Consider the following 23,949-nt stretch of genomic DNA (forward strand, 5'->3'; position numbering starts at 1 on the left):
CTACCTAATGCGCTTTGACGAGTGATGCGAGGGAAGGGGGATAAACTAAAATTTCGCAAGCCGTTCAATCTGTTAGCAGACTGATGGCTTGCGAAATTTGACTATGTATTCTCGTTGGAGAGATTAGTGATCGCAAACTTTAGTTATGTCTACCGTAAAACCATTGTCAGCAGGCATAAACTTTCCTTTGTTTTGCAGAAAGACGATTAGGTCGTCTACATCCATATTGTCAGCAGAACAGGCGTGAAAACGTTGTTCTTTGCCGAACTTTTCGATAATCGCTTCTTTGAGTGACGCGATGCTATAACTGTTGCCTTCCATCATGTGGAGGACTTCATGTGCATGTAACTGTTCCATACTTTTGAGCTTTTAATTCATTTAACTGCGACAAAGATAGAGCTTGTTATCCGAATGGCTCTGTAACTTATGTTACAAGGAATAGAAAAAGTTTATTTGCACAAGCGTTCCAGCAACTCTTCGTGCTGTGGATACAGTTGCGATAATGCTTTAAAGCTTCCCAGTTCGAAATCATCGAAACTGAAAGCGGGAGCAACGGCACAACTGACCAATGCATACCCGAAGTGGGAGGGAAGTTCGGCGGCAAACCAACATCCCGGTGCAATGGCTACCTGCTGTTCGCCGGCAGGATCGGCATTCATCAAGTGGGTAGTCAGTTCACCATCCGGATGGATAATGTATAACATCAAAGGATAGCCGGTGTGATAGTACCATACTTCAGACGACTTGAGCCGGTGAAATGCGGATTTCTGATTATCTTCCAATAAGTAATATATGGAGGTGACAGAAGCCTTACTGTCATCGGATATGGGTTCGGCGCGGTATATCTCTTTATAGTATCCACCTTCGGGATGAAGTCGTAGATCGAGATGCTTAATCCAAGCTGCTGCATTCATAATTGTACGTTTTTTTGTTTTGATAGACTGCTCTGATATGCAAATATACAAATTGTATGCGGGAATCAAAACAAAAAAAAAAAGTTCAAAAGAGTTGAATTGCGGCTGAAGCCGGGTTGTTAGCTACGATACATATTTCAATCCGATGATGGAACTGATCAGTGTAATGAGGAATAAAATACGCCAGAATGAGGCCGGTTCTTTGAAAATAAAGATACCCACTAACACCGTTCCTACGGCCCCAATACCTGTCCATACGGCGTATGCCGTGCCTATCGGTAGCTGTTGAGTCGCTTTCATCAATAGGGTCATGCTGATTGTGAGTGTTACGAGAAAACCACCGTACCACCAGTAAACGTCGTTGCCTGTTACGACTTTGGCCTTACCTAAACAAAATGCGAAGGCTACTTCAAATAGCCCGGCTATAACTAATATAATCCAGTTCATCTTCTTTTTAGCGACAAAGGTAGGCAAAATGCGGGCGGCGGTTTTTTACAAATGATAAATAATGAAGGGTACTTTATTTGATGCCGGCGCGAATGCGGCTCAGACTCACTTGGGTAATGCCCAGGTAGGAAGCGATGTGTCCCAGTTGTACGCGTTGAAGCAGTTGAGGATCATGCTGAATCAATTCCTCATAACGTTCGGCGGCTGTGCTGAACTGGCGGGAAATGAGTCTTTTCTCTGTTTGGATAAGCTCCTGTTCGGCTAGTTTGCGCCCCCAGTTGGCTATATGGATATCTTCCCGGAATAGTTGTTGCAATTGATCGGTGGGGAGTTTGTACAACAGGCAATCTTCCAGCAGTTCGATAGTCTCGTAACTCTTTTGGTTTTGGATATAGCTTCTCATCGAGAGAATCACTTCCCCCTCTTTGCCGAACCAAAAAGTAACCTCGTCTCCATCTTTGCATGTGTATGCACGAACAATCCCTTGCTTAATAAAGTATATATCCCGCTCTATTTTGTTCTCCCTTAACAGAATGTGTCCTTTAGGAAAAGTAGCTTCCGTGATAAACTCCTCCAGCCGACGGCCCGATTCGGAAGGGAGGGTATATATTTTATTAATAAGGTCTATTGCGTTCATCCTTTTTCTTTTCAATGGTTTAAATAGTAAGGGCTGCCCGAAGTTGGACAGCCCTCTGTATTATTTGTCGATTGTGCGTATTATGCCAAACGAGTGAACCGTCACCAATCACAACGTCGTACACTTTCGGGCTTTTGCCGAATTTAGCTTTGAAAGCTTCCTGTGCTTTTTTAACGAAGTATCGTATAGTTCGTCTTTTACTAAGTTGATGGTACAGCCACCGAAGCCACCGCCCATAACACGAGAACCTGTTACGCCGCATTCTTTAGCGCAATCGTTCAGGAAGTCGAGTTCTTCGCAGCTTACTTCGTAAAGCTTGCTCATGCCGTGATGAGTTTCGTACATCTTTTGTCCCACTGTTTCGTAATCACCTTTTTCGAGTGCGTCGCAAACATCGAGTACACGTTGGATTTCTTCAATCACATATTCGGCACGCATATAGTCCTCCGCGCTGATATCAGCTTTTGCTTCTTCCAACATCTCCATGGTACAATCACGTAGGAACTCTACATGTGCATGTTTCTTCTGGATAGCAGCTACTGCCGATTCACAGCTTTGACGACGTTTGTTGTATGCAGACGAAGCTAGTTCGTGTTTTACAACCGAGTCGAGCAATACCAAACGGTAGCCTTCCGGATTAAATGGGAAATATTCGTATTCCAGTGAGCGGCAATCCAAACGGATCAAGCTACCGGCTTTACCAAATATAGAAGCGAACTGGTCCATGATACCGCAATTTACACCGCAGTAGTTATGTTCAGTAGCCTGTCCAACTTTGGCAAGTTCGAATTTGTCTATTTTGTTATCGCCAAACAATTCGTTCAAAGCGAAAGCGTATGTACTTTCCAATGCGGCCGATGAAGACATACCAGCACCTAGAGGCACATCGCCCGAGAAAGCTGTGTCGAAACCTTTCACGTCTACACCGCGTTTGATCATTTCACGGCATACACCGAAAATATATCTCGCCCAGCTTGCACGTGGAGCATCTTCTTCATTAAGTCCGAATTCTACATAATCTTTCAAGTCGATGGAGTAAGCCTTAACCTGATCGGTTCCGTTAGGTCTGATTTCAGCAATCATTCCTTTGTCTACCGCGCCGGGGAATACGAATCCACCATTGTAGTCGGTATGTTCGCCGATAAGGTTGATACGGCCCGGCGAAGCATAAACAGCTCCGGTAGCTCCGTCGAAATGTTTCGCAAAACGGCTTCTTACGTGTTCTATATCCATGATATTTACAGTTTAATTGATAAATAAATCTTAATACCTTTATCTAATACAATATATTATTCTACCGGAATGTCTTTGTTGACATTCTTGCAACCAATTAGGCCGTAGAACAACAGATATCCAAGAGCAACAATGATTACCCAGTAGCTCGGCATGAAACCAGCCACGTCGGCAACCCAACCTTGGAGAATCGGTAGGATACCACCACCACAAACTAATACCATGAACAAGCCGGAAGCAGCAGCAAGATATTTGCCCAATCCTTCAACAGCCAAGTTGAAGATACCGCCCCACATGATAGAAGTACACAGACCAACTAATACCAGATACATGGCATTAATAGGCACTTTGGCAAGTCCGAAAGACAAACTTCCGGTAGCACCTTGTTGAAGTACAGGTAAGTCGATCATTGTTCCTGTGGAAGAGAAGATGGCAAGGAGTACTAAAATTAAGCCTAGTCCGGATGTGAAAGTTACCATAGCTTTACTGGAAATCTTAGCTCCCAGTGAAGCACCGGCCAAACGTCCGATAAGCATCAAGAACCAGTAAGTTCCTACTACGAAACCAGAGATTGTGGAAGGAATGCCTGCACCACCTTTTTCCAATGGGTCGGTCAAGAATAGATTTAATGTACCCGGTACACCAACTTCAATACCTACATATACGAAGATGGCAACAGCTCCCAATACAAAGTGACGGAACTTTAATGCACCCGCCATCAGTCTGCCGATAGGTTCGGTTGATGTAGCTGCGTTAGGCTCCGGTATCGGAACAAACAACAATACGAAGAAAGCGAATGCAAACACAGCCATCGCAGTGTACATTACAGGGAATATCTGAGAAATGGTTGCTTTTTCAATTGATCCGGCAATAAGGATACCTACAAACATCGGAGTGATGGTAGCCATTACGGAGTTGAAAGAGCCACCGACCTGAATCAGCTGATTTCCCTTGTTTCCTTCACCGCCAAGTTTGTTCAACATCGGATTTACCACAGTGTTAAGCAAACACATGGAAAAACCTGCAACGAATGCACCTGTCAGATAAACAGCAAAAGCCATTTCCGGGCTTGAATGTCCGGATAGGAACTGGATTCCCACTCCGATAAAGCCGACAGCTACTGCAATGAGTGCTGTTTTCTTATAGCCTACGCGCTGTAATAAGATACCACTCGGAATACCCATTACGGCATAAGCAATAAAGTTACCGAAGTTTCCCAGCATACCCAGTGCATTGGATACGGAGAATTGGTTTTTCAACACAATCCCCATTGGAGCAGCGAGGTTTGTAACAAATGAAATCATACCGAAAAGGAAAATCATCGTAATAATCGCGATGAGATTACCATTCTTTCTTTCTTGTGTCATGGTTATAAAATAATGTTAGTTTATAAAAATTAGGTTAGTTATATTTTTCAATGTAGTTTACACTTATTCTTCCACTCCGAACTTGTAAATGGTAATCTGTTGGTATTCGTCGCCCGGCAATAAGGTAGCCGATGGGAAGTGTGCTTTATTTGGTGTGTCGGGAAAACATTGTGCTTCGAAGCAAAATGCGCTTCTGGCGGGGAAAGTAGCCCCGTGTGCTCCTTCAAATCCACCCAGCCAGTTGCCGGTGTAGAGTTGAACGCCTGTTTCTGTTGTATATACTTCCATGGTACGTCCGCTCTCCGGATCTTTGCACGTAGCAGCCAGATCGAGTGATCCTACTTCTAGTTTATTGAGTACATAGCAATGGTCGTAGCCTGCACCATGAATAAGTTGTTGGAATTTGTCGTTAATGCGTTCGCCTAGAGCATGTGGAGTGCGGAAGTCCATTGGAGTGCCTTCTACTTTGGCTATTTCTCCGGTAGGGATGGAAACTTCGTCGATAGGCGTATAGAAATCAGCGTTGATGGTAACAATCTGTTTGTCGATGACAGGAGTTGGGTTGGCTATTCCGGCGAGATTGAAGAAGCGTGGTTTGTCAGGTTGATAACGGTTGCTTTATCGGTTGTAGCCCGGTATTCGATGGTTAGCGCATTCGCTTCTTCTTCTATGTGATAGGTCATGTCTACTTCCAGTGTTCCGGGGAAACCTTCTTCGCCGTCTTCTGATATGTAGTGGAATTGAACGGTGCTTTCGTCAAGTTGAGTCGCCTCCCATATGCGAGCATGAAAACCTGTTGGGCCTCCATGGAGGGAGTTGGGGCCATTGTTGACTGCCAATTCGTGTTCTTCACCGTAAAGGGTGAATTTCCCTTTGGCAATCCGGTTGCCATAGCGTCCGATCGTTGTGTTGAGGAAAGGTTCCGGACTATTGATGACGTGGTCAATACTGTCATGTCCTAAAACGACATTCGCGTATTTTCCGGCTTTGTCTGGTACCATAATCGAAAGAATGGCGCATCCGTAATTAGTCACGGCTACTTCCATTCCCATATCGTTTTTAAGGATAAATAAATCGGTTTTCTTATTGTTTATCTCCTTTTGAAAATCTTTCCGGCTGAGCCTGAGAGATTTCCTTCTACTGGGAATGTGTTATTCATGTTTGGTATATTTAAAATTTTCCTGCAAATAAAGGGAAATTCTTTGGTACTCCCAAATTATTCCCCTTAAATCTATGGCATTTTTTACATATTTTTCTTATTGCTTTGCATATGTTTTAACATCTGTTTTTAGGTGAGCGTAAAGACGTTATTAAAAGGTAATAAATTTAGTTTGTAGTCTGGTTGTTCGAATACAGGTGCTTTGAGTATGATTGTCTGAGTGGATTGCCTCTTTTTATGTTCCTATGCAGGATGTTGCACACATAAATGGGGAGATTAATTGGGATGTGTTTGCTATGAATTGGATACTCTTCCGGAAGCTTATTCCTATCGGATCATTTTGGTATGTAGGCGAATTATGAAAAGAATGGGGCTTATGGGTGAAAAACTTAGGAGCGTTTGTATGAAAATATCTCGATTTTTTGGAAGAATTGTCCAAACGTTTTTTTTTAAAGATCTAGATATTTAAGGGCGATTTTAAGATGGACAAATAGACAAAAGGCTTATATATCCCTCTAACTTTTGACCATTTTGTTCTATTGGTATTTAAGTTATTGATTATTTGTGAAATGCTTCTTTTTTAACGCTTGCTGATTTTGTATAAGCTGAAAATGTGTTTTCCTCAGCTAAATGTGTCTACTCGCAAATCGTTATTTCTGTTTTTTGTTCTAAATGCTTGTGGTATGTAACTATATTTAGATAATTTCGCAGGATTGAGAAGAATGTTTTTTGGAGTTGATTATGCTGCTGAAACTGCTAAAATAGGGGATCGCTTACAAAAGTATGGGGGACTATACATAACTCTTTGTTAATCTACACATTAATAAGAGAATGCTCATTACTTCCCCTAACTGAAATCAGTCAAAAGACGAGAAAAATAGCCTACATCTATAAACTAATCAACCAGTAAAATAGGTAATTTAAGCGAGCAACAAAAGGTAAAAATACATCTAGTCATAATCCTATTTCTTTGTCATAAACAGCTGATTGATAATTTTGATATATTGCGTCTACTTTTCTCAGGCTGATCTACTCATTAGATAATACTGATTTCCGAAGGCTATGCACTTTGCAAGATATCCTCGGTAGATAGTAGTAAACAACTAGTAAAAGGCATCTTTTTCCATTACATTAGCTGTCGCTTTTCAAAACAAAGTGATCTGAAAAAAGAAGGCGCATTGCAATGTGTTGATATACTGAATGATATGCAAAAAAGTGACTATGACATAAGAGTGATGTATCATTGTGCAAAGTGCTTCTATCAAGCCCCGATGATGAAATTATAGACATAGATTGGTTACTCGGATACTATAAAGTTTGTAAAGAGTCGGAATTTAAGTAGTACTCAGAAAGTATGAGGCCACATCGGTCCTTTTTGAAATAGTGGAAATTGTCTCGACTTAAAATGAGCGAGGTAGATCAAGCCAACGTCTTTTAGTATCGATTAGTGGTGTGATAATAGTTTACACTTCTGGATATTTCAAAGAGCGTGTAAAAAGCACGCTCTTTGAAATCAATTAAATTATAAGATGGGCTAAATAGTTATGCCACGAATACCTTTACACCGAAGAATTATCGGATAAAGTTGGTAGCTACACGGGGTTCGGATTCAGGAATCGGTTGAGCACCTACTTTTATGCTTTTAAGTAGCCAAGCCATATTATTTCCCAATGTACGCATGGTTTGCAAACCCTCAGCGTCACCAGCGGCTTCACCCGGCAACAGGCCATGCACTATATTCCAATATTGAGAAGAAACCACCGGCATATTAGTTATGGTGAAATACTTGTTTAGTCGGTCGAAGGTTGCGCTAGCTCCTCCACGGCGGCATACAGCAACAGCAGCAGCCGGTTTGTATCTTAATAGCTTCGAGCTAGAATAAAACAAACGATCTAGGAGTGCGCAAAGCGAACCGTTGGGGCCGGCATAATAAACCGGTGAGCCGATAATGATTCCGTCGGATTCCTCCAAACGATCTCTTACCTTATTGTATAAATCGTCCTGAAATGTACAGCGTCCCAACTCCGCACATTTGTTACAAGCTATGCAACCTTGTACAGCTTTGGCTCCAATTCCTATAATTTCCGTTTCCACACCGTTGCTTTCCAACGCCTTGGCAACTTCTTCGAGTGCCAAATTTGTATTCCCTTTTCTACGGGGACTTCCGTTAATCAATAAAACTTTCATATGCGCTTGTTTATGTATCTTTATCTGTTTGACAGATTATGCACAAACATACAAACAACGCTTGAAAGAAGTGTTGGTGTGCGGCTTATTATTTGTTAATTGATTTGCCGGATATGCAAAGCTGCATAGGCTTTTTCCGCAGATTGTTCCGAAGCTAGGCAAATAAAGGTTGGTAATTTGCCTTTCTACCTATCTCGTACTAATTTATTTTGAGTTCCGCTCTTTGTTTTTCCGGTTGTTGAATGCTCAGTTTCAACTCGTAAAGCAATTTTGTCGGTGAGGATAAACTACCAGAAAGTTACACTCATTTTCTTTATTTAAAAAATGCGGAAACTTTTTACTTTTCGTATATTGTTTTCTGTTTTTTTTCGTATGTTTGTCCCCGGATAATTACAATCCGTGAGAAAATAATCTAAGTTTATAACAAGAAAAACGAAAATGTATCCATTAAAATTCGAACCTATTCTAAAGCAAACGCTTTGGGGAGGCGACAAGATTATCCCGTTCAAACACTTACACTCAGAATTGGAAGGGGTCGGAGAAAGCTGGGAGATCTCCGGTGTAGAAAACAATGAGTCTGTTGTAGCCAATGGACCTGATCGCGGACTTACGCTGGCTGATATGGTTAAGCGCTATCGCGAAGAACTGGTGGGCGAGGAGAATTATGCCCGGTTTGGTAATAAGTTTCCTTTACTTATTAAGTTTATTGACGCCCAGCAAGATTTATCTATCCAGGTACATCCCAATGATGAGTTGGCAAAAAAACGGCACAATTCTATGGGTAAAACCGAGATGTGGTATGTAATAGGGGCCGACAAAGGTGCCAAGCTATGTTCTGGCTTCTCTGAACAAATCAACCCGAAAGAATACAAAGAGCGTGTGTTGAATAATACCATCACCGAGGTATTGCAAGAATACGAAATTCATCCGGGGGATGTTTTCTTTTTGCCGGCAGGACGTGTGCATAGCATAGGAGCAGGTGCTTTTATTGCGGAGATTCAGCAAACGTCGGATATTACTTATCGAATTTACGACTTCAATCGTAAGGATGCTAATGGTAAAGGGCGTGAGCTTCATACTGAATTGGCGCGCGAAGCTATTAACTACGAGGTGCTTGATGATTATCGCACTAAATACGATGCTGAGCAGAATGAGCCGGTAGAGTTGGTTGCATGTCCGTACTTTACGACTTCGCTTTATGATATGACCGAAGAGATTAATTGTGATTACTCCGAACTTGATTCATTCGTTATATTTATCTGCATGGAAGGTTCATGTAAACTGAAGGATAATGAGGGGAATGAGTTGGATGTAAAAGCAGGTGAGTCTATTCTTCTTCCGGCTACTACCGAAAATGTGACTATCACCCCTGAAGATGGTGGAGTGAAGTTACTCGAAACTTACGTATAATCGACAACTAAGTTTTTATAGTATAGGGTCGTTTCACACTGAAAAGTTGGGACGGCCTTATTTTTTTAGCATAATGGGGTGAATCGTTTTTTGTCTATTACTTTTTATTCTTTTTCGTCTTCAACGATCTATTGAATATTAGGTTCTCTGTTCGTGGTTTGTTGTTTCTTGTTGTGTAGAAGTAGATATTCTTAATAATATTTCTCAATACCGCCAAAGCCTGGAATAAGTTTGTTATCCCGTGTCTTTTGTATAAAGTTAGTCAATCGTTTGGTGAATTCTTCGGGCCGTTTTCTCGCACTATCGATGTATGCAACTCGTATTCGTTTGTATGGCTCTGAAAATTTCAGATAGTTATCCCAAGCTGTTTTGTCCTTTCCTATCTCATCTAAAATGTCCAATGGGAAAATATACTCTTTTGAGATGATTTCTTGAACTGTTTCAAGAAATGAATGATGAATTAGATTGTTTTGGACTAACCATTTCAGCCGTTCTTTATTGGGTTGTGAATAGCTGCTCTTGGCTTTTCGGGGAGTAAATCGCTGAATTGAGTGGTCTTTGTCGAGAGTTTTATTTACGCTGTCTATCCAACCGAAACATAAGGCTTCTTCAACTGCATCATTGTATTGAATACGTTCTTCGCCAGTCGACTTTTTAGCATAAACCAGCCAAACTTCTTTCTCAATATTGAAATTGTGTTGAAGCCAATCTCTCCATTCAGTTCTTGTTGTTATATGAAGTGCCTTATCTGTTATCAATTTATTGGATTCAAAAAGCCTCACATAAGATTGTATATTCCAGTGACTGTCAGTTGGGTTACCTGACTCTTCCGAAATACATTCAGTGTAAGATGTTTTATTAAAAGGGAGTTGTTATCTAAAAGTTACGGAAACAACGGCGTATCTTGCGCATCATCTTTATGCCTAATACAACTCCGTCAAATACAGCCATGCCGGTATTGAATGAACGCATCAATGAATCGGCTTTGGTTGCTGCCGGAACAAGCGGAGCAAATATGGCACGTGCCGTAGACGTCATTGCTATCTTTTGTTCGTTGATCTGATTCAAAACCTCAGCTTTTTGCCGGGCAATGTCTTCTAATGTAATTTTCGGCGTAGGCGTATTGTTCATAATTTACTTTTTTGAATCGTTGAGGAATAAGCGGGCAAGGAAATTGACCATCGGCGAGATGATAAGCTGTTTGCGGAAAATAGCAACCAATGCGATGAGTAGTATGTTGACTCCCGCAATGAGGAGAAAACTCACTGTTAGCCCGCCAACTAGTGGCTCCAATACATAGGCAAGGGCAAATAATAAGTAAAACAGAGCCACCATGCCTAAGATGACAAGTACTAAAACCATGATTAATGTAGAGAGAAGTATGGTTAGCTTCTCTGTGAGTTCTAACTTAGTATACTCCTTTTGAAGCTCAAGATACTTCTTGAATTCAAAGAAAAGTTGCTGAAAGTTTTCAATGCTCTTGTCGTCTGCAAACATGATCGCTCTGTTTTTTAATTCTCATTTCATTAGTAATAAATAAATCAGGCTCTGAAATACTACAATTCTCAAATTGTAGTAATCAGTACCATTGCATCAACCGGCTACTTCGCTTTTAATTTCAGCTGCAATCTCATCAACGAGTGTTTCCATCTCGTTACGGTTTAGCTTGATTCCTTTTTTGCGAAGAATCTCTGCAATTTTATTACGGGTGTCTTCTCCTTTTTCCGGAGCAAACAAAATTCCAAGGGCTGCACCTACAGCGGCACCACCCAGAAAAGCTGCTAAAACATTCAATCCTTTCATATCTATGTGTTTTTAAATGTTAATATCACAAATATAACATTTTTAATCGGAAAGATGTTCTCAGCAATCACTTTTTTTCACTAATTTTTAGTGCTTTTCTTTCTTCTCCAGTAATCGCCATTGCTCCGGCTACCTCTGTAAATCTTCTTTTCTTTTGCCTTTTCTTTCAATTCAGTAGTCTTTTCTTCTTGTGCAACAACTCCTGCAGTGGTAATAAACGGATGATCGCGTACCACCGGGATTGTTTTACCAATCAGTTTCTGAATATCTTTGAGATAAGGGAGTTCCTCCGATTCGCAAAAAGAAATAGCGATTCCTTCATGTCCGGCGCGTCCTGTACGTCCGATGCGGTGTACATAAGTTTCGGGAACATTCGGAAGTTCGTAGTTGACAACGTGTGATAATTGGTCGACATCAATACCACGTGCTGCAATATCCGTGGCAATCAAGGCACGAAGTGTATGGCTCTTGAAATTGGTCAGAGCTCGTTGACGGGCATTCTGCGTTTTATTACCGTGAATTGCTTCAGCTCCGATGCCGGCTTTAGTCAGTGTACGTGCCAGTTTGTCGGCTCCGTATTTGGTACGTGTAAAAACCAATACTGATTCGATGGAAGGATCCTGAAGTAAATGGATAAGCAGATCTTTCTTTTCTTTTTTCTCTACCATATACACTGATTGAGAGATCATGTCGGCAGTAGAAGAAACGGGAGCTACCTCTACTTTTTCCGGGTGAGTGAGCATAGAGTTTGCTAACTTTTCTATCTCGGGGGGCATGGTAGCAGAGAAGAATAGTGTCTGACGTTTGGCCGGTAGCAGCTTAAGAATGCGTTTAATATCGTGTATGAAACCCATGTCAAGCATTCGGTCGGCTTCGTCAAGTACGAAGAAATCGAGCGTTTTGAGTGAAACGAATCCTTGGTTGATCAGGTCGATTAGACGTCCCGGTGTAGCAACTAGAATTTGTATTCCACCTCTTAATGCATCCGTTTGCGGTTTCTGCCCTACACCACCAAAAATCACGGTATATCGCAGTCCGGTGTATTTACCGTATGCTTCGAAGCTTTCTCCAATTTGGATAGCTAGTTCGCGAGTTGGGGTCAATATTAACGCTTTGATTCCTTTGCGGTGATCGGTTTTGTACAGCTTCTGAAGGATAGGAAGAGAGAATGCGGCAGTCTTACCTGTTCCGGTTTGTGCACATCCTAATAAGTCTTTTCCTTGAAGTAATATGGGAATTGATTGTTCCTGAATGGGAGTAGGAGAGGTATATCCCTCTTCTTTAAGAGCCTTAAGAAGTGGCTCGATTAAGTTCAATTTTTCAAATGTCATGTAAAATAGTTGATTGAGCCTCATGCTCCGTTTAAATTATGCGACACAAAGATACGTGATGCTAGGCGCGAATAACTCTTTTCTTTTAATGGTTTAATCAAATTTAACTAAGGAGAGGAGATAAACAACCGCCACTTCGTCGTACTTTTGTACATTAATGAAGAAAAACTGTTTTTAAGTTAGATAAGATGAAAAAAAATACTGCATTGATTACCGGGGCTAGTAGTGGCATTGGTGAGGGATGTGCCCGCAAGTTCGCCTCCGAAGGTGGAATTTAATCCTTAATTCTCGTTCCTTGCCTAAACTGGAGGAACTGAAACGTGAACTTGAAGAATCCTATAAAATAGAGGTGTTTTTACTTCCTTTTGATGTGCGCAACCGCCAGTCGATAAACGCTTCTTTGGAGTCTTTGCCCGAAGAATGGCAGGCTATTGATGTTTTGATTAATAATGCTGGACTCGTGATCGGGGTAGATAAGGAGTTTGAAGGAAACCTAGATGAATGGGATATTGTTATTGATACTAATATCAAAGGGCTACTTGCGATGACTCGTTTGGTAGTGCCCGGTATGTTGGAGCGCGGGCGCGGACATATCATTAATATAGGTTCCATTGCAGGCGAAGCCGCTTATCCGGGCGGAAGCGTTTATTGTGCGACCAAAGCTGCTGTGAAAGCTTTGTCCGATGGACTTCGGATTGACTTGGTAGACACGCCTTTGCGGGTAACTAATGTGAAACCCGGTATGGTGGAAACAAATTTCTCTGTAATTCGTTATAGAGGGAATAAAGATGTTGCCGATGATTTTTACAAGGGGATTCGTCCGCTAACAGGTGAAGATGTTGCCGAAACCGTTTGGTTTGCAGCTTCGGCTCCTCCCCATATTCAGATTGCCGAAGTGCTTATAATGCCTACAAATCAGGCTACAGGTACTATTTCGTACAAGAAGAATGCGGAATAAGCATTTTTTTTATCGGTTTTGTTTTGTGGGCTGATAAAAAAACTATTATTTTGTTCCCTGAAATGAGATTAAGATAAGAATAGAAAATGAAATTATTAATTTAAACAAGGTATAGATTATGAAAAAACTTTTAGTATTAGGACTAGGAGCGTGCATGGTGCTAGCATTTGCATCTTGTAAGTCGAGCGAGAGTGCTTATAAAAAAGCTTATGAGAAGGCTAAACAGAAAGAACTTGCAGAACCTCAGGTAGAAGCTCCGGTAGAAGTTACTCCGATTGCTGTTACTCCGGTTCAAACATCCAAATCAACGGCTTCTACTGCCGGTGTACGTCAGGAAAAGGTTACAGTTGTTTCCGGCAACGCATTGAAAGACTATAGTGTTGTAGTAGGTAGTTTTGGCGTGAAGGCTAATGCTGATGGTTTGAAAGACTGGTTGGACGGACAAGGATATAGTGCTGCTGTTGCATTTAATGCAGATAAAGCAATGTATCGTGTGATTGTTAGCTCATACTCAGATAGAGGAGCTGCTGCCGATGCTCGTGATTCATTCAAAGCCAAATATCCGACGCGTTCTGATTTCCAGGGTGCATGGTTGCTTTATCGTATTTATTGATCCTTGGGGTTTAGTCGACAAATATAGGTCGTCACTAAGAGATAAAATAGTAAACTGATTGCTCGTAAGAGTTAATCATTCGAAGAGGGTGTGTCAAAAGATTGACGCACCCTCTTCTACTTTTCCCTCGTATACTTGGTGTTCTATAGGATCAACGTAAAACCTACGTGTAGAGCGACCCCTCATTAATTGATTAATGAAGTTTTGTTTGCTTATAGTTCCTCCATATTACCCCGGTGATTCGTTTAATAGGTTGGCGAGGATAAACTTTTTACATAGATTTGCTCATCTGCCTTGTTTACTGAGGAGTGAAGCAGGTCTTGCGTTGATTTGAGAATGCTTCCCTTTATTCTGAACTGGTATTCGTTGTTGCATTGTAAAAAAGGCTAAAAAATACACTATATAGGACAATGTTTTCTGTATACTAGTAGTCGTATATGTTGTAAATGAGGTGTTAATCTCTACTTTATAAGCTGTGTGGCAGGGGGAATTAGACTTGTTAGAATATAAAATTGTTTATTAAATATTTTTTATCACTCTATTTTGTTCTTTTTTTTAGAATTATTCATCTTTCTACTAAAAGAAGTTATAAAAAGCTTGGGAGGAACTTTTGTCGCAAGGAAAATTTTTACATTTGCCAATTCTTACATAAACTTGACTACCTTGCCTTGATTCTAAGCAAGATATTAAATATAGAAATCAAGATGGAACAAAAATACTTGTTTACTGCCATTTGTGCTGCTTTAAAAGCCGGTGAGAAGATACTTTCAATCTATAACGATCCGACTTCGGACTTTGAAATTGAAAGAAAAGCAGATAATTCTCCGCTAACTATCGCAGACCGTAAAGCACATGAAGTCATTGCAACAATACTCGACGAAACTCCATTCCCTGTTCTTAGCGAAGAAGGAAAGCATCTCGATTACAGTATTCGTCGTGAATGGAATACCTTGTGGATTGTTGACCCACTTGACGGTACTAAAGAATTTATCAAACGTAATGGGGAATTTACTGTTAATATTGCCTTGGTTCGTGATGGTGTGCCGATAGCGGGAGTCATTTATCTGCCGGTAAAGCAGGACCTTTATTTTGCATCCGATAGTGTGGGAGCATATAAATTGGCTGGAATAACTCGTCCGGAGGAGGGTGCAACAATAGAAAGCTGGATTGAAAAAGCGAGTCGGCTACCTCGGAAAGAAAAACATGCTTTTCCGGTTGTAGTTGCTTCGCGTTCGCATCTTTCACCGGAAACAGAGGAGTATATTGAACTTCTTAGGCAGAAACATGGTGGTGTACAGCTTGTTTCCAGCGGAAGCTCTATTAAAATCTGTTTGGTAGCGGAAGGTAAAGCTGATGTGTACCCTCGTTTTGCCCCAACTATGGAGTGGGATACTGCTGCAGGACATGCCATAGCACGTGCTGCTGGAATGGAAATATATCAGACGAGTGAAAAACGACCGCTTCGTTATAACAAAGAGAATTTGTTAAACCCTTGGTTTATCGTTGAGAAGAAAGGAATTACACTAATCTGATGCGCATATGACATTTGAAATTGCTTTTGTATTAATCGTCTTATTCGGAATGTTTGTGGCTCTGGTTGCCGATAAGATGCGTCCGGGAATGGTTTTGTTTACTGTGGTTATCTTATTCTTATGTGCCGGTATTTTGACTCCCAAAGAAGTTTTAGAAGGGTTTAGTAATAAGGGAATGATTACTGTGGCTTTATTATTTTTGGTTAGTGAGGGGATTCGCCAATCAGGAACGTTGGAACAGTTGATTCGGAAAATGCTCCCCAAGGGGAAAACGACTGTGTTTAAAGCGCAGTTACGCATTTTGCCATCCATCGCTTTTGTTTCTGCATTCCTGAACAATACACCAGTTGTGGTTATTTTTGCTCCTATCATAAAGAATTGGGCGAAGTCCGTTCAATTGCCGCCAACGAAATTTCTGATTCCAATCTCTTATGTTACCATGCTCGGAGGAGTTTGTACATTGATCGGAACTTCTACCAATTTGGTGGTGCATGGAATGATTTTGGATGCCGGCTACGAAGGCTTCTCAATGTTTGAGTTGGGTAAGATTGGTATATTTGTGGCCATATCAGGTATTATTTACCTACTTATATTTTCTAAGAGATTGTTGCCGGACTCTCGTCCGGATGCCGTAGATGCGGATAGCGATGCTGGAGAAGACGCTAAACTTCATCGTGTAGAGGCAGTGCTTGGCCCTCGCTTTCCGGGGATTAATAAGAATTTGAGTGAGTTTAACTTCAAGCGCCATTATGGAGCTGTGGTGAAAGAAATAAAAACGCGCAGTGGTCAGCATTACGTGACGAATCTGGATCAGATAGTCATGCGCGAAGGTGATACATTGGTACTTATGGCAGACGATAGTTTTATCCCGACTTGGGGGGAGTCTTCCGTCTTCATGCTGTTGGCTAATGGAAATGACCGCCCTTCATTAGGTAAGAAAAAACGTTGGTTTGCTTTGATCTTATTGCTGCTGATGATTACCGGTGCAACGGTGGGTGAACTTCCTATCTTTCGAGAAATGTTTCCGAATGTAAAGTTGGATATGTTCTTTTTCGTAGCGGTTACAACGGTTATTATGGCGTGGACTAACATCTTCCCGGCACGGAAATATACCAAATACATTTCATGGGACGTGTTGATCACCATTGCCTGTGCTTTTGCTATTAGCAAGGCGATGATGAATTCGGGAATGGCAGATGTTGCAGCACGGTTTATCATCGGATTGAGTGATGACTATGGTCCTCATGTATTGCTTGCTATGTTGTTTCTAATCACGAACCTCTTTACAGAACTACTAACTAATAATGCTGCTGCTGCTTTAGCTTTCCCGCTTTCGTTGTCGATTGCCGGACAAATGGGAGTAAGTCCAGTTCCTTTCTTCGTTGCAGTTTGTGTAGCTGCTTCAGCAAGTTTCTCTACTCCGATTGGTTACCAAACTAATCTGATTGTACAGGGGATTGGAAATCATAAGTTTATGGACTTCGTTCGTGTGGGATTGCCCCTGAATATCATCACTTTCTTAGTGTCAGTCATCTTAATCCCACTTATCTGGGACTTTTAAATGCAATTAAATTGTCAATCATGGAAGAGAAAAAACATATTTACCCCATATTCGACCGCATGCTGGATAGGCGAGATAAAGAAGAACTATTAGGGCAGCATAGTGTAATGATCTGGTTTACCGGATTGAGTGGTTCGGGTAAGAGTACCATTGCCATTGCTTTAGAACGCGAACTTCATAAGCGTGGTTTACTCTGTCGCATTCTGGATGGCGATAACATTCGAAGCGGAATTAATAATAATCTGGGATTTACCGAAACCGATCGGGTGGAGAATATCCGGCGTATAGCTGAGGTATCTAAGCTGTTCCTCGATAGTGGTATTATCACAATCGCGGCTTTTATAAGTCCTAACAACGATATTCGCGAAATGGCGGCTGAGATTATCGGGAAAGACGACTTTCTGGAAATATTTGTTAGCACACCATTGGCTGAATGTGAAAAACGCGATGTAAAAGGTCTTTACGCGAAGGCTCGAAGAGGAGAAATCCAAAATTTCACCGGTATATCTGCCCCTTTTGAAACCCCATGCAATCCGGCATTATCATTGGATACGTCGGAACTTTCTTTAGAAGAATCTGTTAATAGACTGCTGGAACTAGTATTGCCACGGGTGTGTTTAGATGTTGAGAGGAAATGACACCCCTCATTGGAAGAGTGATCTGGTTTGGTGATTAGAAATAAGATCGGTAACTTTGGTCTGTTTTTTTAATAGAATAAAAATGAAATGCAGCAATGTTCATGTAATGAATGATGCTGCATAATTAAATACATTATTAAAGTAATGGAAGATTATACATTGAGCCACTTGAGAGAACTCGAAGCTGAGTCTATTCATATCATCCGCGAAGTGGCTGCGGAGTTTGAGAACCCGGTGATGCTATATAGCATTGGGAAGGACTCATCGGTTATGGTACGGCTTGCTGAAAAAGCTTTTTATCCCGGTAAGGTTCCCTTTCCGTTGATGCATATTGACTCGAAGTGGAAATTTAAGGAAATGATAGAGTTTCGTGATGAGTACGCAACAAAATACGGATGGAATTTGATTGTGGAAAGTAATATGGAAGCTTTTGAAGCCGGAGTTGGTCCGTTTGCGAATGGTAGTAAAGTACACACAGATTTAATGAAGACTCAGGCTTTATTACAAGCACTGGATAAGTATAAATTTGATGCGGCCTTTGGTGGAGCTCGTCGCGATGAGGAGAAATCACGTGCAAAAGAGCGTATATTCTCTTTCCGTGATAAATTTCACCAGTGGGATCCAAAGAATCAGCGTCCTGAACTCTGGGATATCTACAATGCCCGCGTACACAAAGGTGAGAGCATTCGTGTATTCCCTTTGAGCAATTGGACTGAACTTGATATTTGGCAATATATTCGTCTCGAAAACATTCCGATTGTACCACTCTATTATGCCAAGGAACGTCCGATTGTTGAAATGATGGTAACTTAATTATGGCTGATGATGAACGTCTGCCGGAGAAGTATCGTGACCAGGTCCGGATGCGGATGGTCCGATTCCGTACATTGGGATGTTGGCCGCTTACCGGAGCTGTGGAGAGTGAAGCAGATACGATAGAGAAAATCGTGGAGGAAATGATGACTACCACAAAGAGTGAACGTACAACACGCGTGATTGACTTCGATCAAGATGCGAGTATGGAACAGAAAAAACGTGAAGGATATTTTTAATTCAGCCAAAGTGATGACAGAAAATAGATTAGATATAAAGGCTTTTCTGGATAAAGATGAACAGAAAGACCTCCTGAGGTTACTAACTGCCGGTTCGGTGGACGATGGAAAATCAACGTTGATCGGACGTTTATTGTTCGATAGCAAGAAGCTATATGAAGATCAACTCGATGCATTGGAACGTGATAGTAAACGAATGGGAAATGCAGGTGAAAATATAGATTATGCTTTATTACTTGACGGGCTGAAAGCCGAACGAGAGCAAGGTATTACAATTGATGTCGCTTATCGCTACTTTTCGACTAATAGCCGTAAGTTTATTATCGCCGATACTCCGGGACATGAGCAATATACCCGTAATATGATTACCGGTGGTTCTACTGCCGACCTTGCTATTATACTGGTTGACGCTCGTACGGGAGTTATTACGCAAACCCGGCGCCATACTTTTCTTGTATCTCTGCTAGGGATTAAACACGTGGTATTGGCTGTTAATAAAATGGACTTAGTAGACTTTTCTGAAGCACGTTTCAATGAAATAGTAGCTGAATATAAAACATTTGCTGCTCCTTTAGGGATTCCTGATATCCAATGTATCCCTTTGTCTGCACTCGATGGCGACAATGTTGTGGATAAATCGGCGCGGACTCCTTGGTATAAGGGAACTTCGTTACTCGACTTCCTGGAAACTGTGCAGATTGATAATGACCATGATTTCGCTGATTTCCGTTTTCCGGTACAGTATGTACTTCGTCCGAACCTCGACTTCCGTGGATTTAGCGGTAAAGTTGCTTCGGGCGTTATACGTCGGGGAGATACCGTTATGGCATTGCCTTCAGGTAAAACCTCGAAAGTGAAGAGTATTGTTACCTATGATGGCGAGTTAGAATATGCTTTCCCACCGCAGTGTGTAACCTTGACACTTGAAGATGAAATTGATGTGTCACGTGGTGAAATGTTGGTTCATCCTGAAAACCGGCCTTGCGTGGACCGTAACTTTGAAGCAATGATGGTTTGGATGGATGAAGAATCGATGGATATTAATAAGTCATTCTTTATCAAACATACCACCAATCTAAGCCGCACCCGTATTGATTCTATAAAATATAAGGTGGATGTGAACACGATGGAGCATCTTTCGTTGGAGAATGAAATGCTGACACCGGAAACTTTGCCGCTCCAACTAAATCAGATTGCGTGTGTAGTGCTCACCACTGCCAAAGAGTTGTTCTTCGATTCTTATCAAAAGAACAAGGCTTGCGGAGCGTTTATTTTGATTGACCCGATCACAAATAATACTTCTGCTGTAGGGATGATTATCGACCGGGTGGAAGCAAAAGATGTCAATCATGTTGCTGATATTCCTGTGCTTGATTTGCACCGAATGGATATTGCTCCCGAACATCATGAAGCGGTAGAGAAAGCGATACGTGAGCTCGAACGTCAGGGTATTGCGGTGAAATTGATTAAATAGAATGTTAAACCAGAGATATAGGTAAATAAAGTGGGATTACTTGAATTTAATAAATTGCCAATCAATACATTGGTTGGTGCTGACTGGAAGACGTTTAAAGCCGTAACTTCGGGAAGGGAAATCGACGAGGCTTATAAAGGTAAATACCGGCTGACTAAGGCTGTCTGTCGCCTGCTTTCTCCGTTGGCTGCATTACAAAATAAACGGTATGCCAAACAGCTTGCCGGACAAACTCTGGAGCATGATCCGGTCTTCATACTTGGGCATTGGCGCAGTGGGACGACTTTTGTCCACAATGTTCTCTCTTGTGATAGCCACTTTGGTTACAACACAACTTATCAAACGGTTTTTCCTCATCTGATGATGTGGGGACAACCTTTCTTTAAAAAGAATATGAGTTGGTTAATGCCCGATAAGAGGCCAACTGATAATATGGAGTTGGCTGTTGATCTTCCACAGGAAGAGGAGTTTGCCTTGGCGAACATGATGCCTTATACGTATTATAACTTTTGGTTCCTACCTCAATATCAGCAAGAGTACGCCGATAAGTATTTATTGTTCAACGATATTACGGAAGCTGAATTGAAAGTGTTTGAAGAGGTCTTTACTAAGTTAATCAAAATATCTTTGTGGAATACAGGGGGAAGCCAGTTTTTAAGTAAAAACCCTCCTCATACGGGAAGGGTGAAAGAATTGGTTAAGATGTTTCCTAATGCGAAATTTATCTACCTCATGCGTAACCCTTATACGGTCTTTGAGTCTACTCGTAGTTTCTTTACCAATACTATACAACCGTTGAAACTGCAAGATATCACTAACGAACGCTTGGAAGAGAATATACTATCTATATATGCCAAGCTTTATCATAAATATGAGGCTGATAAGAAGTTTATTCCCGAGTGTAATTTGATTGAAGTTAAATTTGAAGACTTTGAGGCGGATGCGATGGCGATGACTGAAGAAATCTACCGGTCATTGTCTATTCCCGGATTTGCTGAAGCTCATGGAGTTATCGGAAAGTATGTAGGTGGAAAGAAGGGCTACAAAAAAAACAAATATACCTACGATGACCGTACTATCCGGTTGGTTGAGGAAAATTGGGATTTTGCCTTGAAACAATGGGATTATAAATTATAAAAGGAAAGGAGTTTAATAATGAGAAAAAGAACTAACCTGCTATTTGTTGCAGGTATTATGACCTTTTCTTCTTCTGCTGTCTTAATGGCGCAGCATAAAGTTGAATTGTTGCCATTCGGAGATATGGATCAATGGGTTGATCGCCAGATAAAAGAATCGGGCATAATCGGAGGAAATACGAAAAATGTATATGCCATCGGTCCTACAGCTGTCATTAAAGGTGATAAAGAATATAAGAACATGGGAGGCTCACCATGGGCTACTTCCAATGTAATGGCAAAAGTGGCCGGAGTCACTAAAACTAACACATCCGTTTTCCCAGAGAAAAGGGGGATGGTTATTGTGCTCGTTTGGATACTCGAATGGAGAGTGTTAAAGTGCTTGGAGTAGTAAATATCACTGTGTTGGCGGCAGGGTCTGTTTTTACCGGTTCTGTTCATGAACCGATCAAAGGAACTAAGAACCCACAGAAAATACTGCAATCGGGGATACCGTTTACTAGGCATCCTGTGGCCCTACAATTCGACTACAAAGTAAAAATGTCCGAACGCGAAAATCGTATTCGTGCTACAGGCTTTGGAAAGATTACCGAGGTATCAGGAAAAGACTATCCGTGTGTCGTGCTGTTATTGCAGAAGCGCTGGGAAGATGCGGAGGGGAATGTATATGCCAAACGTATAGGCACAATGGTGAACTACTTTTACCATACGGCTGATTGGAAGAATAATACGACTCATGAAATCATGTATGGTGATATTTCTAAACGGACTGAGTATAAGGCTCACATGATGCGCTTGCAGGTGACCGAGAATTATACAGTTAACAGTAAAGGAGAAAGTGTACCTATTCGTGAAGTGGCCTGGGGCGATGCGGGTGAAGAACCAACGCATCTTTTCCTGCAATTCACTTCTAGCCATGGTGGCGCGTATATTGGCTCTCCGGGCAATTCTTTGTGGATTGATAATGTAAAGCTAGTCTATTGAAATACAGTAGGGCGTTGGGAGGACTTTTGTAGACTTTAATTGGCTTTAGTCAAAAAAAAGAACTCACCTTACGATCTTTCTGTTTTTTCTTTTACATAATTCTCATTTATTGAGAATTATGAATTTAATTCAGACTTTCATGTGATTGTTTTGTCGTCAGAGAAGACGATAATACTTATATTTTTTTACTTTTTTTTTTGTTCGTATTGTATAAAATGTCTATATTTGCGCAGAATTTATTGTAAAAGGGGAAAGACGAAAACGTCTCTTAGTACGAGATAGAGTTCTCGGAAAGAATATTGAAATCAGTATAAAATAAGGGTGAATTATATTATTTACTAAAATAAAATGAGATGAAAAAGGGATTATTGTTTATTTTATTGGCAGCAGGATCTGTATGTCTGTCTGCTCAGGAAAAAGAAGGCAAAACTTATACCGTAGAGACAAACCGCTTTGGGGCTAATTGGTTCATAAGCGGCGGTGTTGGTGGGCAAGTGTATTTTGGTGACAATGATAGTAAAGCCGATTTTGGAAAACGTATTGCTCCTGCAGTAGATGTAGCGGTGGGTAAATGGTTTACACCATCAATAGGATTGCGTGTAGCTTACAATGGCTTGCAAGCTAAAGGTGCAACACCAAATGCAAACGATGTGTTTGTAAAAGGTGGTACATATTCTAACGGTTACCATAAGCAAAAATGGAATTTAGCTAACTTTCATGGTGATGTATTATTCAACCTTTCAAATATGTTCTGCGGATATAAGGAAGATCGTGTATATTCTTTGATTCCTTATGTAGGAGCAGGATTGCTACACTCATGGTCTGATCCTCATTTTGATGAGCTGGGTGTTAATGCCGGTTTGATCAACCGTTTCCGTATATCTTCAGCATTGGATTTGAATGTGGAATTGCGTGGTGTATTGATGAAAGATGCATTTGGCGGTAAAAGCAAAGAAGGTATGGCTGGTGCTACTGTAGGTCTTACTTACAAATTCAAGAAACGTGGTTGGAAGGGTATCTCTACTGTACCAATGGTTCCGGAAAGCCAATTGGATGCAATGAGAGACCGCATGAATTCTTTAAAGAATGAAAATGACGCATTGAAACGTGACTTAGTTGATGCACGTAACAAGAAACCGGAAGTAGTAGTTCAGAAAGAAGTAGTAGGAGTAGCTCCTCGCTTAGTTGTTGTGTTCAACATTGGTAAGAGCTCCGTTAGCAAGAGAGAATATCTTAATATCGAGTCTGTAGCAAAAGCTATCAAAGCAAGTGACAAAACTTACACTGTTTGCGGATATGCAGATAAAGGTACAGGATCAGCCGCATATAACTTGAAATTGAGCAAGAAGAGAGCAGAAGCAGTACGTGACGTATTGGTTAAAGAGTTCGGTGTATCTGCTTCTCAGTTGAAAGTAGACTACAAAGGCGGTGTGAGCAATATGTTCTACAATGACGCAAGTCTGAGCCGAGTAGCTATCGTAGAAGAATAATTCGGTATAAGAAACTGATAAAG

At 41.2% G+C, this 23,949-nt stretch carries 19 protein-coding genes and 5 pseudogenes; 11 read left to right on the forward strand and 13 right to left on the reverse strand.

The annotated features are described in order from the left end of the window. Positions 1-123: 123 nt before the first annotated feature. From JCM10512_RS16890 to JCM10512_RS16925, 8 genes and pseudogenes are all read right to left on the reverse strand, one after another. Complete coding sequence (locus JCM10512_RS16890; RefSeq protein WP_044164845.1) at positions 124-357, reverse strand: YecH family metal-binding protein; 234 nt, start codon at positions 355-357, stop codon at positions 124-126. Positions 358-449: 92 nt separating this feature from the next. After that, positions 450-914, reverse strand: coding sequence for a cupin domain-containing protein (locus tag JCM10512_RS16895; protein WP_044164846.1), 465 nt, complete (start codon positions 912-914; stop codon positions 450-452). 123 nt (positions 915-1,037) lie between these two features. After that, the gene (locus JCM10512_RS16900; RefSeq protein ID WP_044164871.1) at positions 1,038-1,361 is read right to left on the reverse strand and encodes a DMT family transporter; all 324 of its coding nucleotides are present in this window, start codon (positions 1,359-1,361) and stop codon (positions 1,038-1,040) included. A 73-nt stretch (positions 1,362-1,434) separates the two neighbouring features. Next, positions 1,435-1,998, reverse strand: coding sequence for a Crp/Fnr family transcriptional regulator (locus JCM10512_RS16905; RefSeq protein WP_044164847.1), 564 nt, complete (start codon positions 1,996-1,998; stop codon positions 1,435-1,437). A 94-nt stretch (positions 1,999-2,092) separates the two neighbouring features. Then, positions 2,093-3,231 (reverse strand): annotated as a pseudogene (gene galK / locus JCM10512_RS16910) (galactokinase); the annotation flags it as partial. Positions 3,232-3,287: 56 nt separating this feature from the next. After that, entirely contained in the window at positions 3,288-4,598 is a 1,311-nt protein-coding gene (locus JCM10512_RS16915) for an MFS transporter (RefSeq protein ID WP_044164848.1), read from the reverse strand. 63 nt (positions 4,599-4,661) lie between these two features. Next, positions 4,662-5,757, reverse strand: a pseudogene (locus tag JCM10512_RS16920) (aldose epimerase family protein). 1,572 nt (positions 5,758-7,329) lie between these two features. Beyond that, positions 7,330-7,944, reverse strand: a complete 615-nt coding sequence (locus tag JCM10512_RS16925; protein WP_044164849.1) for a flavodoxin family protein — start codon at positions 7,942-7,944, stop codon at positions 7,330-7,332. A gap of 438 nt (positions 7,945-8,382) precedes the next feature. On the opposite strand from JCM10512_RS16925, the gene JCM10512_RS16930 reads away from it, so the two are divergent. Beyond that, positions 8,383-9,354: a type I phosphomannose isomerase catalytic subunit gene (locus JCM10512_RS16930; protein ID WP_044164850.1), complete on the forward strand. Its 972-nt coding sequence runs from the start codon at positions 8,383-8,385 to the stop codon at positions 9,352-9,354. Positions 9,355-9,545: 191 nt separating this feature from the next. On the opposite strand, the gene JCM10512_RS16935 is transcribed toward JCM10512_RS16930, so the two are convergent. From JCM10512_RS16935 to JCM10512_RS16955, 5 genes are all read right to left on the reverse strand, one after another. Further along, positions 9,546-10,109, reverse strand: coding sequence for a YdeI/OmpD-associated family protein (locus JCM10512_RS16935; RefSeq protein ID WP_044164872.1), 564 nt, complete (start codon positions 10,107-10,109; stop codon positions 9,546-9,548). Positions 10,110-10,230: 121 nt separating this feature from the next. Next, the gene (locus tag JCM10512_RS16940; RefSeq protein ID WP_044164851.1) at positions 10,231-10,485 is read right to left on the reverse strand and encodes a hypothetical protein; all 255 of its coding nucleotides are present in this window, start codon (positions 10,483-10,485) and stop codon (positions 10,231-10,233) included. Positions 10,486-10,488: 3 nt separating this feature from the next. Continuing rightward, positions 10,489-10,851, reverse strand: a complete 363-nt coding sequence (locus tag JCM10512_RS16945) for a phage holin family protein (protein ID WP_044164852.1) — start codon at positions 10,849-10,851, stop codon at positions 10,489-10,491. 96 nt (positions 10,852-10,947) lie between these two features. Beyond that, on the reverse strand, positions 10,948-11,157 hold the full coding sequence (locus tag JCM10512_RS16950; protein WP_044164853.1) for a YtxH domain-containing protein: 210 nt from the start codon (positions 11,155-11,157) through the stop codon (positions 10,948-10,950). 80 nt (positions 11,158-11,237) lie between these two features. Continuing rightward, positions 11,238-12,488, reverse strand: a complete 1,251-nt coding sequence (locus JCM10512_RS16955) for a DEAD/DEAH box helicase (RefSeq protein WP_044164854.1) — start codon at positions 12,486-12,488, stop codon at positions 11,238-11,240. Between the two features lie 188 nt (positions 12,489-12,676). Between JCM10512_RS16955 and JCM10512_RS16960 the strand changes: the two are divergent. The 10 genes and pseudogenes from JCM10512_RS16960 (at position 12,677) to JCM10512_RS17005 (ending at position 23,926) form a co-directional block, all read left to right on the forward strand. After that, positions 12,677-13,446: pseudogene (locus JCM10512_RS16960) on the forward strand (SDR family NAD(P)-dependent oxidoreductase). 118 nt (positions 13,447-13,564) lie between these two features. Continuing rightward, positions 13,565-14,059 carry an SPOR domain-containing protein gene (locus JCM10512_RS16965; protein ID WP_044164855.1) on the forward strand — a complete coding sequence of 165 codons (495 nt, stop codon included), beginning with the start codon at positions 13,565-13,567 and terminating at the stop codon, positions 14,057-14,059. Positions 14,060-14,763: 704 nt separating this feature from the next. Continuing rightward, on the forward strand, positions 14,764-15,591 hold the full coding sequence (gene cysQ, locus JCM10512_RS16970; protein ID WP_044164856.1) for a 3'(2'),5'-bisphosphate nucleotidase CysQ: 828 nt from the start codon (positions 14,764-14,766) through the stop codon (positions 15,589-15,591). A 7-nt stretch (positions 15,592-15,598) separates the two neighbouring features. Beyond that, entirely contained in the window at positions 15,599-17,152 is a 1,554-nt protein-coding gene (locus JCM10512_RS16975) for an SLC13 family permease (RefSeq protein WP_044164857.1), read from the forward strand. Positions 17,153-17,172: 20 nt separating this feature from the next. Next, on the forward strand, positions 17,173-17,790 hold the full coding sequence (gene cysC, locus JCM10512_RS16980; protein ID WP_044164858.1) for an adenylyl-sulfate kinase: 618 nt from the start codon (positions 17,173-17,175) through the stop codon (positions 17,788-17,790). A gap of 144 nt (positions 17,791-17,934) precedes the next feature. Continuing rightward, positions 17,935-18,842 (forward strand): annotated as a pseudogene (gene cysD, locus JCM10512_RS16985) (sulfate adenylyltransferase subunit CysD). A gap of 13 nt (positions 18,843-18,855) precedes the next feature. Beyond that, positions 18,856-20,316 carry a sulfate adenylyltransferase subunit CysN gene (gene cysN / locus JCM10512_RS16990; RefSeq protein ID WP_044164873.1) on the forward strand — a complete coding sequence of 487 codons (1,461 nt, stop codon included), beginning with the start codon at positions 18,856-18,858 and terminating at the stop codon, positions 20,314-20,316. A 30-nt stretch (positions 20,317-20,346) separates the two neighbouring features. Further along, positions 20,347-21,453, forward strand: coding sequence for a cholesterol-responsive sulfotransferase (locus JCM10512_RS16995; RefSeq protein ID WP_044164859.1), 1,107 nt, complete (start codon positions 20,347-20,349; stop codon positions 21,451-21,453). Positions 21,454-21,471: 18 nt separating this feature from the next. Beyond that, a pseudogene (locus JCM10512_RS17000) lies at positions 21,472-22,436 on the forward strand (PCMD domain-containing protein). 353 nt (positions 22,437-22,789) lie between these two features. Next, entirely contained in the window at positions 22,790-23,926 is a 1,137-nt protein-coding gene (locus JCM10512_RS17005) for an OmpA family protein (protein ID WP_044164860.1), read from the forward strand. The last annotated feature ends 23 nt before the right edge of the window (positions 23,927-23,949 follow it).

Origin of the sequence: Bacteroides reticulotermitis JCM 10512, assembly GCF_000517545.1 — a bacterium.
Classification (GTDB): Bacteria; Bacteroidota; Bacteroidia; order Bacteroidales; family Bacteroidaceae; genus Bacteroides; species Bacteroides reticulotermitis.

Excerpts from the sequence above, each read along its gene's own strand:
- JCM10512_RS16890 (WP_044164845.1), bottom strand. The coding sequence starts at position 357 with ATGGAACAGTTACATGCACATGAAGTCCTCCACATGATGGAAGGCAAC.
- JCM10512_RS16895 (WP_044164846.1), bottom strand. The coding sequence starts at position 914 with ATGAATGCAGCAGCTTGGATTAAGCATCTCGATCTACGACTTCATCCC.
- JCM10512_RS16900 (WP_044164871.1), bottom strand. The coding sequence starts at position 1,361 with ATGAACTGGATTATATTAGTTATAGCCGGGCTATTTGAAGTAGCCTTC.
- JCM10512_RS16905 (WP_044164847.1), bottom strand. The coding sequence starts at position 1,998 with ATGAACGCAATAGACCTTATTAATAAAATATATACCCTCCCTTCCGAA.
- JCM10512_RS16915 (WP_044164848.1), bottom strand. The coding sequence starts at position 4,598 with ATGACACAAGAAAGAAAGAATGGTAATCTCATCGCGATTATTACGATG.
- JCM10512_RS16925 (WP_044164849.1), bottom strand. The coding sequence starts at position 7,944 with ATGAAAGTTTTATTGATTAACGGAAGTCCCCGTAGAAAAGGGAATACA.
- JCM10512_RS16930 (WP_044164850.1), top strand. The coding sequence starts at position 8,383 with ATGTATCCATTAAAATTCGAACCTATTCTAAAGCAAACGCTTTGGGGA.
- JCM10512_RS16940 (WP_044164851.1), bottom strand. The coding sequence starts at position 10,485 with ATGAACAATACGCCTACGCCGAAAATTACATTAGAAGACATTGCCCGG.
- JCM10512_RS16945 (WP_044164852.1), bottom strand. The coding sequence starts at position 10,851 with ATGTTTGCAGACGACAAGAGCATTGAAAACTTTCAGCAACTTTTCTTT.
- JCM10512_RS16950 (WP_044164853.1), bottom strand. The coding sequence starts at position 11,157 with ATGAAAGGATTGAATGTTTTAGCAGCTTTTCTGGGTGGTGCCGCTGTA.
- JCM10512_RS16955 (WP_044164854.1), bottom strand. The coding sequence starts at position 12,488 with ATGACATTTGAAAAATTGAACTTAATCGAGCCACTTCTTAAGGCTCTT.
- JCM10512_RS16965 (WP_044164855.1), top strand. The coding sequence starts at position 13,565 with ATGAAAAAACTTTTAGTATTAGGACTAGGAGCGTGCATGGTGCTAGCA.
- cysQ (WP_044164856.1), top strand. The coding sequence starts at position 14,764 with ATGGAACAAAAATACTTGTTTACTGCCATTTGTGCTGCTTTAAAAGCC.
- JCM10512_RS16975 (WP_044164857.1), top strand. The coding sequence starts at position 15,599 with ATGACATTTGAAATTGCTTTTGTATTAATCGTCTTATTCGGAATGTTT.
- cysC (WP_044164858.1), top strand. The coding sequence starts at position 17,173 with ATGGAAGAGAAAAAACATATTTACCCCATATTCGACCGCATGCTGGAT.
- cysN (WP_044164873.1), top strand. The coding sequence starts at position 18,856 with ATGACAGAAAATAGATTAGATATAAAGGCTTTTCTGGATAAAGATGAA.
- JCM10512_RS17005 (WP_044164860.1), top strand. The coding sequence starts at position 22,790 with ATGAAAAAGGGATTATTGTTTATTTTATTGGCAGCAGGATCTGTATGT.